The organism is Thermodesulfovibrionales bacterium, assembly GCA_035622735.1.
Taxonomy (GTDB): domain Bacteria; phylum Nitrospirota; class Thermodesulfovibrionia; order Thermodesulfovibrionales; family UBA9159; genus DASPUT01.
This window is the reverse complement of record DASPUT010000047.1, coordinates 1-9,796: the sequence shown is the minus strand read 5'-3', so window position 1 is coordinate 9,796 and position 9,796 is coordinate 1. Positions and strand designations below refer to the sequence as shown.

General features: G+C 53.5%; 10 protein-coding genes and 1 tRNA gene. 2 read left to right on the top strand and 9 right to left on the bottom strand.

Going from position 1 to position 9,796, the window contains the following annotated elements:
- Nucleotides 1-631 precede the first annotated feature (631 nt).
- The 5 genes from VEI96_02530 to thrC all read right to left on the bottom strand — a co-directional run bounded on the left by VEI96_02530 (nucleotide 632) and on the right by thrC (nucleotide 4,000).
- Nucleotides 632-708, bottom strand: a tRNA-Met gene (locus VEI96_02530).
- A gap of 102 nt (nucleotides 709-810) precedes the next feature.
- Nucleotides 811-2,022: a cofactor-independent phosphoglycerate mutase gene (locus tag VEI96_02525; GenBank protein ID HXX56861.1), complete on the bottom strand. Its 1,212-nt coding sequence runs from the start codon at nucleotides 2,020-2,022 to the stop codon at nucleotides 811-813.
- Between the two features lie 114 nt (nucleotides 2,023-2,136).
- Nucleotides 2,137-2,373, bottom strand: coding sequence for an NIL domain-containing protein (locus VEI96_02520; protein ID HXX56860.1), 237 nt, complete (start codon nucleotides 2,371-2,373; stop codon nucleotides 2,137-2,139).
- A 60-nt stretch (nucleotides 2,374-2,433) separates the two neighbouring features.
- A complete protein-coding gene (locus tag VEI96_02515; protein HXX56859.1) occupies nucleotides 2,434-2,712 on the bottom strand; it encodes a MoaD/ThiS family protein in 279 nt (92 codons plus the stop codon).
- A gap of 55 nt (nucleotides 2,713-2,767) precedes the next feature.
- Nucleotides 2,768-4,000, bottom strand: coding sequence for a threonine synthase (gene thrC, locus VEI96_02510; GenBank protein HXX56858.1), 1,233 nt, complete (start codon nucleotides 3,998-4,000; stop codon nucleotides 2,768-2,770).
- A 219-nt stretch (nucleotides 4,001-4,219) separates the two neighbouring features.
- On the opposite strand from thrC, the gene VEI96_02505 reads away from it, so the two are divergent.
- On the top strand, nucleotides 4,220-5,860 hold the full coding sequence (locus VEI96_02505; GenBank protein HXX56857.1) for an AMP-binding protein: 1,641 nt from the start codon (nucleotides 4,220-4,222) through the stop codon (nucleotides 5,858-5,860).
- Nucleotides 5,861-5,870: 10 nt separating this feature from the next.
- Here VEI96_02505 and VEI96_02500 read toward each other — a convergent pair whose 3' ends face one another.
- The 4 genes from VEI96_02500 to VEI96_02485 all read right to left on the bottom strand — a co-directional run bounded on the left by VEI96_02500 (nucleotide 5,871) and on the right by VEI96_02485 (nucleotide 8,729).
- A complete protein-coding gene (locus tag VEI96_02500) occupies nucleotides 5,871-6,281 on the bottom strand; it encodes a M67 family metallopeptidase (protein HXX56856.1) in 411 nt (136 codons plus the stop codon).
- A 74-nt stretch (nucleotides 6,282-6,355) separates the two neighbouring features.
- Nucleotides 6,356-7,156 (bottom strand): molybdopterin-synthase adenylyltransferase MoeB, encoded by an 801-nt coding sequence (moeB, locus tag VEI96_02495; protein HXX56855.1) that lies wholly within the window; start codon nucleotides 7,154-7,156, stop codon nucleotides 6,356-6,358.
- A complete protein-coding gene (locus VEI96_02490) occupies nucleotides 7,156-7,401 on the bottom strand; it encodes a sulfurtransferase TusA family protein (GenBank protein ID HXX56854.1) in 246 nt (81 codons plus the stop codon). Before VEI96_02490 ends, moeB begins: the two co-directional genes overlap by 1 nt.
- A 23-nt stretch (nucleotides 7,402-7,424) precedes the next feature.
- Nucleotides 7,425-8,729 carry a homoserine dehydrogenase gene (locus VEI96_02485; protein ID HXX56853.1) on the bottom strand — a complete coding sequence of 435 codons (1,305 nt, stop codon included), beginning with the start codon at nucleotides 8,727-8,729 and terminating at the stop codon, nucleotides 7,425-7,427.
- Nucleotides 8,730-8,966: 237 nt separating this feature from the next.
- On the opposite strand from VEI96_02485, the gene VEI96_02480 reads away from it, so the two are divergent.
- Nucleotides 8,967-9,796 (top strand): outer membrane beta-barrel protein (locus VEI96_02480; protein ID HXX56852.1); only part of this gene is annotated, 830 nt, incomplete at its 3' end.

Sequence of the window (9,796 nt, the reverse complement as noted above, 5' to 3'; positions counted from 1 at the left end):
GATGAAGCTGAAAGAAGGCGGCAAATAACCAACCGGAGGAAACCACGAGAAAATGGCGTACCATAATTTTTGTTATCAGCATGTTATTTGCCCTTTGCGGCTGTGCGGTTGAAGTCGCGCCCGATGGGTATTACGGTGGCCATCGATATTACCGATACTATTACTATGACTACGGTTACCCGCACGAATATGGCTATTATTATCGCCATAGGAGTTGGTAAAGAGAATTGGCGATGAAGCGACATCAATCGGCTCCTTCCCCGTTCCTGAGGAATCACTCGGTTGTATGGGCGGTTGGCGGCATCTCTGCAAAGAAGGAAGATCGTTCCCCTTTTTTGAATGCCGCTTGAAATGAACATATTAGTTCTTTAGATCGCGCGTACCCTTACGCCTATGAATCAACAAGGGAGCCGGTTTCCAGTTATCCTGGAACTGTCGTGTCGATGCATGATTGCAGGCAAGAATCCCGGAGTAGTAAAACTCGTCTGTTTGGTGAAGTTACTAGAGCAGAGAAGACAACAAAGAAGGCTGACACAAAAAAAGGAAAGAGACTATCTATGGGCACCTGTCTCTGTAGAATGACGACAGCAAAAGAAAAAGGGCTTGCATCTCTGCAAACCCTTGTCCTTATTGGTGGCGGGGAGAGGATTTGAACCTCTGACCTTCGGGTTATGAGCCCGACGAGCTACCAGGCTGCTCCACCCCGCGAATGGTTAAAGATACCTTATTCCCCACGATATTGTCAATTACGGCGAAGGCATTCTCGATGAGAAACGGTCCCAACCGGGCCGAGTGAAAAGGAAGGGATTTCTACTCTCCCTTTATGAAGTAGTCCATGAGTTTATAGCCCTCCTCGACCACCATCGCCTCTTTCCGGTCTCTGAGGAATTCGTCGAACATAGCCCCTTCGTTTACCCTCTTCGTCCGGCTGTCATAGATGACAAAGGGAACAGGCTCGTCGGTATGTGTTCTCGCCTCTATCGGTGTCGGATGGTCGGGCATCAACAATACGCGGTATTCGCCGAACACCTCCGCTCCCTTGACGACCGCACCGACCACAAGGGAGTCAAAGTCTTCGATCGCCCTGATTTTGTCCTTCCAATTCCCGGAATGGCCGGCCTCGTCAGGGGCCTCGACATGAATATAGACAAAATCCACCTTCTCGAGAGCATTGAGAGAATACTCTGCCTTTCCGGTATAGTTTGTGTCGATATACCCGGTAACACCCGGCACTTCGAGGATCTCAAATCCGGCACAAACGCCGAGTCCCTTCGTGAGATCGACGGCCGATACGAGGGCCCCGTCGAGGGAGTACTTCTCTCTGAACGTAGGCATCTTCGGCTTCCTTCCCTGTCCCCAGAGCCATATGCTGGTGGCAGGCTTCTTTCCCTCTTCCGTCCGCTTCCTGTTGACCGGATGGCCGGCGAGGAGCCCGACGGAGCGCATCATGATATCCCTGATGACTCCCTCACCCTCACCCGTTGGAAGGTACTCGGCTATCTCTTTTCCAAGGATGTCATGGGGAGGGACGCATTCGAGATCGAGTGCCCCGTTCCGCCAGACCATGAGATGCCGGTAACTGACGCCGGGATAGAATCTGATCGTCTCTGTCCCGAGTCCCCTGTTGATCTCCTCCATGAGGATGGCAGCTTCACCTGTCGATATATGGCCGCTGCTGTAATCCTCCATGATCGCCCGTCTCATCTGCTTATCATACTTCAGGGTGACGAGGTTGCAGCGGTAAGCCACATCTCCTTCGTCCAGTTCCACCCCCATGCTCGCGGCCTCAAGGGGAGCCCTGCCGCTATAAAATAGCCGGGGATCGTAACCAAGGATGCTCAGGTTGGCGACGTCGGAGCCCGGATGCATTCCCCGTGGGATCGTCCTCACCGATCCGATGACGCCCTCCCTTGCGAGTCTGTCCATGTTCGGGGTAAGCGCCTTTTGGAGAGGTGTTTTCCCGTCGAGTTCCTTCAGCGGCCTGTCCGCCATTCCGTCGCCGATGATGACAATATACTTCATAGTGTCCCTTCCAAAACCTCCGAAACCTCTTCCACTTCACCTCTGACCTTCACGCTTCTTCTCAAAAAAGGCAGGAACTCCGTAGGGTTCTCTATCATGCCGCCCAATACGATCTCACTCCACGATGTCGCCTTCTACGAGTTCCACATCCACTCCCTGCTCCTTGAGATACTGAACGCCCTTTTTCAGATTTTCCTCCGCTCCTTCAAGCTCGAGGACCATCTCGCCGACTGTCTCGGTAACCCTTGCCCTCCTGATGTTCGGCATCACGTCGAATTTCTTCGCCATGGTGAAGATGACGGGCTCTTTGACAAGATGCTGCGGGAAGGTCAACTTAATACGTTTCTTCATACATCCTCCTTTGAACAATCGCGAACATCATCCGTTGCTGACGGGCGACGAGAGAATCAATCAATCTCTTCCGCCGGCGATGGCCGGGACTATCGAAACTTCATCACCCTCCTTGACGGGAGTATTCTCCGCCTTGAGGAACCGTATGTCCTCCTCATTCACATAGATATTCACGAATCTCCGGACCTTGCCTCCTTCGGAGATCCTCTCTCCGATGCCGGGGAACTTCTTATCGAGGTTTTGAATGAGATCCATGATCGTTCCGGGAATCCCATCCACTTCCTCTTTCCCCTGCGTCAATCTCTGTAGCGGTGTCGGTATCCTTACCTTTACTGGCATGCCATCCCTCCTTCTTCACAGATCGGCCCCCTTTGCGGCGAAATGCCGGCAGGAGCTACTCGATTTTTTTCAGGACCTCTTCAAAGGCAACGAGGTTCGGTTTTATGTAGTGAGGCGATGCGGTGTGGCCGTTCAGGGCTTCCTGCGTCTTGAGACCGTTCCCGGTGATGCAGATGACCGTCGCCTCGTCTCTCTGAATCCTGCCTGTGTCAATGAGCTTACGGGTACACGCAAGGGTAACACCGCCGGCCGTTTCGGCGAAGACGCCTTCAGTCCTCGCGAGCAATTTGATCCCTTCGATAATTTCACTGTCCGTCACGTCCTCGGCAAATCCACCGCTTTCCTTTACGACATGCATCGCATAGTAGCCATCCGCCGGGTTGCCGATCGCGAGCGATTTGGCGATCGTATCGGGCTTTACCGGCCGTATCGCATCCGTTCCCTCTTTAATCGCCCTGCTTATGGGAGAACAACCCGTCGCCTGCGCCGCATACACCTTCGTCTCAAGCTCCTTGATGACGCCAATCTCCTTAAATTCCTTGAACGACTTCGATATCTTCGTGAGGAGCGACCCGCTCGCGCACGGCACGACCACATTATCAGGGGCCTTCCAACCCAACTGCTCGATGATCTCGAATCCCTGCGTCTTCGACCCCTCGGCATAGAAAGGCCTGATGTTGATATTCACGAAGGCCCAGTTGTATTTGTTCGCCACCTCACTGCAGAGCCGGTTGACCTCATCGTAGTTTCCATCGACCGCCACTACGTGCGGTTCGTAGACGAGGGAAGCAACGATCTTGCTCGGTTCGAGGGACGCCGGTATGAAGACAAACCTCTTGAAACCGGCCTTCGCGCCATGGGCGGCCACGGAATGGGCAAGATTGCCCGTCGAGGCACACGCCACGGTATCAAAACCGAATTCCTTCGCCTTGGTAAGGGCGACCGCCACGACCCTGTCCTTGAAAGAGAGGGTCGGATGAGCCACGGTATCATCCTTTATATATAATTCCCTGATACCGAGTTCCTTCGCAAGGTTGTCGGCCTTGATGAGAGGAGTAAAACCGGATTTCAAACCCACCCGGGGCTCTCCGTCAATCGGAAGAAGTTCTCTGTAACGCCAGAGGTTCTTTTCCCTCTTCTCGATGCTCTTTCTCGTCAGGACGCGCTTTATCTTCTTGTAGTCATACACCACCTCCAGGGGACCGAAACAGAATTCGCAGACATAGATGGGATCGACAGGATACTCCCTGCCGCACTCCCGACACTTAAGGCCATTCACGAATCCCATGCGCACCTCCCGTCCGGTATCCTGAGAAGGGTCATATCAAAGCCTGTAGTCATCGCCTCAGGAATTGATATTTTACTCCAAAGAGGAAGCAAAATTAAATAGCGACAATACGCGCAAGAATATCTTAATCTAGGAGCGGTCGATAAATCCCTCAGCGGGGAGGGGTCGTTGCGGCCCGCATGACTGCGACTGACCGACACCCACGTGAAAACAAACTATATGACGAGAGAAGACTTCGGTTCCTATGAGGATTTCCTGGGGAACTTCGCGGTGAACGTCCCCGAAGATTTTAATTTTTCCTATGACGTTGTTGACGAAACCGCCCGCCTCTCGCCTCACAAGACCGCCCTGGTATGGTGTGATGATAAGGGAGGTGAGGCGATCTTCACCTTCGGACAATTGAAAGGCTTCAGCGACAGGGCCGCGAATTTTTTCAGGGACTGCGGAGTTCGAAAGGGCGATCCCGTCATGCTCATTCTGAAGAGGCGTTACGAATTCTGGTTTTGCCTCCTCGCGCTTCACAAACTCGGCGCCATCGGCATACCGGCGACGCATCTCCTCACGACAAAGGACATCACCTACAGGAATAACGCGGCGGATGTCACAATGATCGTCTCAGTAGCGGAACCTGAAGTGATAGAACATGTGGAAGAATCGGAGAAGCAGTCCCCGTCCCTCCGGAAGAAGGTCCTTGTCGGTGGCAGCCGCGAAGGATGGCTCGACTTTGATGAAGGAATCGAAAAGGCCTCCGAAACGTTCGTGAGACCTGCCGGAAGCGATGCTGCAAGCAATGACGACATCTCCCTCCTCTATTTCACTTCCGGCACGACGGGAATGCCGAAGATGGTCCGGCATGATTTTACCTACCCCCTGGGGCACATCCTTACCGCAAAATACTGGCAGAACGTGCGGGAAGACGGCCTCCACTTCACCGTTGCCGACACCGGTTGGGCAAAGGCGGCATGGGGCAAGCTCTATGGACAGTGGATCTGCGGCACAGCGGTATTCGTCTACGACTTTGACAAGTTCAGCGCCAAGAACATCCTCGATGCACTCGTAAAGTACGAAGTAACTTCGTTTTGCGCTCCTCCCACGGTTTACCGGTTCATCATTAAGGAAGACCTCTCGATATACCGTCTCCAAAAATTGGAGCATTGCGTTGTCGCCGGTGAACCTCTCAATCCTGAGGTCTACAGCCAGTTTCTCAAGGCAACGGGAATCAAGCTCAGGGAGGGCTACGGCCAGACCGAGATGACCGTTGCGATCGGCACGTTTCCCTGGACGGAGCCGAAACCGGGCTCGATGGGCAGGCCATCTCCTGGTTATGACATAGATTTGATCGACGAAAGCGGCAATCCGTGCGAGGCAGGTGAAGAGGGCCAGATAGTCCTCCGAACCGACAAGAGAAAGCCGGTCGGGATGTATGGAGGATACTATCGCGATGAGCAGCTCACCCGAGAGGTATGGCATAACGGAATATACTTCACCGGGGATATGGCATGGCGGGATGAAGACGGCTACTACTGGTTCGTCGGCAGGGCCGACGACGTCATAAAGAGTTCCGGGTACAGGATCGGGCCTTTCGAAGTCGAAAGCGCCTTACTCGAACACCCCACCGTCCTCGAATGCGCTGTAACGGGTGTAACGGACCCTGACAGGGGGCAGATCGTCAAGGCAACGGTGGTTTTGACCAAGGGGTATGCAGCAGGTGAAGATCTCATAAAGGAGCTGCAGGAGCATGTGAAGAAAGTGACCGCTCCTTACAAATACCCCAGGGTGATCGAATTCGTCCCGGAACTCCCGAAAACGATAAGCGGAAAAATACGGAGGGTCGAGATACGGGAAAGAGATAAGCACTGAAGACCCGGGATCACTCTTCCCCTTTAACGCTTAGTGCAACCTCCGCAATCTTTCCCTCCCTGATCGAGAATGCCCTCACGACCGGTTCCTGCTCCATGAGACTGACGATGAGATAAATGGTGTCATCATAGAAAGCGAGGGCAACATCTCTGCCAGAGGGTTCCGCAGGAGACGATGGATGGGAGTGGAAGATCGCGACCATGGCGAGGTCGTTCTCCCGCATGTCCTTCATGACCCTGAACTGTTCCGAAGGGTCCATGAGGTAACTCACCGGAGATTTCTCCGTATTCGTCGTTCTATAAATCCGGCTGATTACAGATTCCCTGCCCGCAAGGATTCCGCAGGCCTCGTTCGGATATCCCTGCCTGCAATGAGCGACCAGTTCGTCATAAATCTTTTCAGGGATCGTTATCTTGAGCATGAGACAGAATTGGCGGGGACAGCAGCGACCGTCATCGGGAAACCGTCCTATCCCTCGATCCCGCTGCGGGGATTCTATAGCCTGCAATACCCTGCATCGTAGTCTTGCAGTTCCGTGATGGTAGGGGTATCTCCGCAGACAGGACATTCGGGGTTTCTCGGCACCCTGACACGTCTGAACGTTGTCTTCAGTGCATCGTATATGAGAAGGGCGTTCTTCAGGGTCTCGCCCTTCCCGAGTATCAGCTTGAAGACTTCGATCGCCTGAAGGGAACCGACAACGCCCGGGATGGCACCGATGACGCCGGCCTCCTGACAGGAAGGCACGAGACCGGGGGGAGGCATCTCCTCAAAGAGACACCGGTAACAGTGTCCCTCCCCGGGGATAATCGTCGTCACCTGCCCCTCGAATCTCAGGATCGCTCCGGAGACGAGGGGTTTCTTCGCGATTATACAGGCATCGTTCACGAGGTAGCGTGTGGGAAAATTGTCGCTGCCGTCCACGACGATATCATAATCCCTTATGAGGTCCAGGATGTTGTCCTTCGTGATCCTCTCTTTCATCCCGATGACCGTCACATCGGGATTGAGTGCCTCGAAGGTCGCCTTCGCAGACTCGGTTTTCGGCATGCCGACTGTCTTCGTGCTATGGGCGATCTGCCGCTGGAGATTGCTCAGTTCGACGGTGTCGTTATCGACAATACCGATCGTACCGACACCGGCCGCGGCGAGATAGTATCCGACGGGACAGCCAAGCCCTCCCGCTCCGACGAGAAAGACCCTTGCGTCAAGGAGCTTCTTCTGCCCCTTGCCTCCGACCTCGGGCAGGATGATATGCCTGCTGTACCGCTGGAGTTGTTCCTCGGAGAATTCCATCACTCCTTCTCTTTTCTCACCCGGATGATCCAGTCCGTCTCGTTGATCTTTTCGAGCTTCAGGATCGTATGCCCGTGATCCTCCATCGATTTCGGGATCGATCTTGATGCCTCCTCATAATCGAGAAGTATCTCGAGCACCTGGCCGATCTCCATGTTCTCGATCGCGATCTTCGATTTTACGAAGGTATAGGGGCAGACATGCCCTTTGATATTGATCGTCTTGTCCGGTTTAATCTCTTCCATGGCCGAATATCCTGAACCGTCTTCTATTCTTTTCCCTCAACCCGGATGAAGTGCGTCTTGTCCGTCACCACGGGAAGGTCGTCGATGGACCTGATCGCCCCGAGCACATCTCTCTCCTTCGCCCTGTGGGTCAGAACCACGAGGGGCACCGCACCTCCGACGCGTCTGCCCTTCTGTATTACCGAGGCGATGCTGATATTGTTATCGCCGAGGATCCCCGATATCTTTGAGAGGACCCCCGGACTGTCGAGTGCGGAAAACCTGAAGTAGTACATGGACTCCACATCGTCCATCTTCCTCACCTTCAGGCCTGAGGGAGCTGTCCTGATAAGGGGAACCCTCCCCGTGGCATTCAGCCTGATGTTACGGGCGATATCGACGATGTCACTGACAATCGCGCTTCCCGTCGGCATATCTCCTGCGCCCCTCCCATAATAGAGCGTCGATCCCACGGCATCTCCTTCCACATAGATCGCATTGAAGACGCCGTCAACTTTTGATATGAGATAATCCGACGGGATCATCGTCGGGTGAACCCTGAGTTCAACCTCTCCGTTCACCGCCTTCGCGATGGTGAGAAGCTTTATCTTGTAACCGAGCTCCGATGCGAATTCTATATCCTGAGGCGTAATCTTCGTGATCCCTTCCTTATAGACGGACTCGTAGGAGAGAGGGATGCCGTAGGCCAGGGACGCGAGTATCGCCAGCTTATGGGCGGAATCTATGCCTTCGATATCGAACGTGGGGTCTGCCTCTGCGTACCCCAGTTTCTGGGCCTCTTTCAGCGCCGCCGAAAATTCACTCCCCTCATCGGTCATCCTGCTCAGGATATAATTTGAGGTGCCGTTGATGATGCCGTACATGTTCAGAATCCTGTTCGCCACGAGCCCTTCCCGCATCACCTTGATGATCGGGATACCGCCCGCGACAGAGGCCTCGAAACCGACCTCGACGCCGTGCTTCCCGGCCTCTCTGAATATTTCGTTCCCCTCAGTGGCGAGGAGCGCCTTGTTTGCCGTCACGACATGCTTCTTATTTTCTATCGCCCGGATGATGAAATCCTTTGCCGGATGAATCCCGCCGATGAGTTCGACAACGATATCTATCTCAGAATCGTCCAGGACATCCCCGGCCTTCGTGGTGAGGATTCCTTCGCCGAGCCGGATTCCCCTGTCCCTGCTGATGTCGAGGTCAGAAATCCTCTTGAGGACGAGATCGAAACCCGTCCTTTCCGCGATGACCCCCCTGTTATCGAGAAGGATCTTCACCGTGCCGCTTCCGACGGTCCCGAACCCTATCACCCCTACAACGATGCGGTCTTTCCCCACTGGCCCACTCCTTGCTTTATTCTTGAAAGTCTCTTTATTATGCTGAAAGAACACCACTTATTCAATAGGGTTGCCATCGTTATGCCCCCGGAGACCCTTTCCCCTGAATTTACGATTCTAATATTATTTAATTTTTCCTCTTGACAACGAACGACCTCTGTGTTTTAATTTCCTTGTCGAGGGCAAATCATATACCATTTTGGTAGATATCTAATAACTTTCGAAAGGAGGATGCAGATGTTCAAGAAATTGTTTTTTGTCGTGCTTTGTTTTGTTTTTCTCCTGCCTTTGTCTGCCTATCCGGAAGAGCTGCAGAGAACGATAGAGAAGGTGGGAAGCTGGGAAATTAGTCCTTTTGTAGGCTGGTACTCTTTCTTAGGTGACAGCGACATTAATCTGAAGAATGGGCCTGTTCTTGGTGGACGAGTCGGATACAACTTCACAGAGAATCTGGCGCTCGAATTCGTCGGGGAAGTTGTGGGGAGCCAGGTGTACAGTAAAACAGAGCGGAATCCGATAGTCGCGCCTTTGTCTTTGTTTAAACATAAGAATGGAGAACCCCCTCCCTTTGTCAGTCCCGATGATCATGTGTCCCTTCAGCAATATCACCTGGACCTCCTATGGAACTTCATGCCCCGTGAGAGGTTCAACCCCTTTATTGCTGTGGGTGCCGGAATTGCGGATTTTAATGCAAGCCATACGGGAAACACCAATAAGTTCGTCGCTCCCGTCGGCGTCGGTGCAAAATACTGGATGACAGACAGAGTCGCCTTCAGGGTTGATCTCAAAGACAACATTATGATCGGGGGCAAGCCCCTCTATCCCGTTGAAGCAACGGCAGGCATAGTGTTTGCATTTGGTAAAGCAATACCGAAGCCGACACCGCCTCCACCGCCTCCGCCGCCGCCGACACCGGCTCCGACACCGGCTCCGACGCCGATGCCGACACCGAAGCCGACCCCGACTCCGGCTCCGACCCCGAAGGCCGAGCCGAAGAAGGAAGTAGTGATCGTCCTTGAAGATGTTCACTTTGATTTTGACAAGGCGACACTCACGAAGGAAGCTCA

What these genes read in the sequence shown, in the direction of transcription:
- VEI96_02525 (HXX56861.1), bottom strand. Translation starts at nt 2,022, where the DNA reads ATGAAGTATATTGTCATCATCGGCGACGGAATGGCGGACAGGCCGCTG.
- VEI96_02520 (HXX56860.1), bottom strand. Translation starts at nt 2,373, where the DNA reads ATGAAGAAACGTATTAAGTTGACCTTCCCGCAGCATCTTGTCAAAGAG.
- VEI96_02515 (HXX56859.1), bottom strand. Translation starts at nt 2,712, where the DNA reads ATGCCAGTAAAGGTAAGGATACCGACACCGCTACAGAGATTGACGCAG.
- thrC (HXX56858.1), bottom strand. Translation starts at nt 4,000, where the DNA reads ATGGGATTCGTGAATGGCCTTAAGTGTCGGGAGTGCGGCAGGGAGTAT.
- VEI96_02505 (HXX56857.1), top strand. Translation starts at nt 4,220, where the DNA reads ATGACGAGAGAAGACTTCGGTTCCTATGAGGATTTCCTGGGGAACTTC.
- VEI96_02500 (HXX56856.1), bottom strand. Translation starts at nt 6,281, where the DNA reads ATGCTCAAGATAACGATCCCTGAAAAGATTTATGACGAACTGGTCGCT.
- moeB (HXX56855.1), bottom strand. Translation starts at nt 7,156, where the DNA reads ATGGAATTCTCCGAGGAACAACTCCAGCGGTACAGCAGGCATATCATC.
- VEI96_02490 (HXX56854.1), bottom strand. Translation starts at nt 7,401, where the DNA reads ATGGAAGAGATTAAACCGGACAAGACGATCAATATCAAAGGGCATGTC.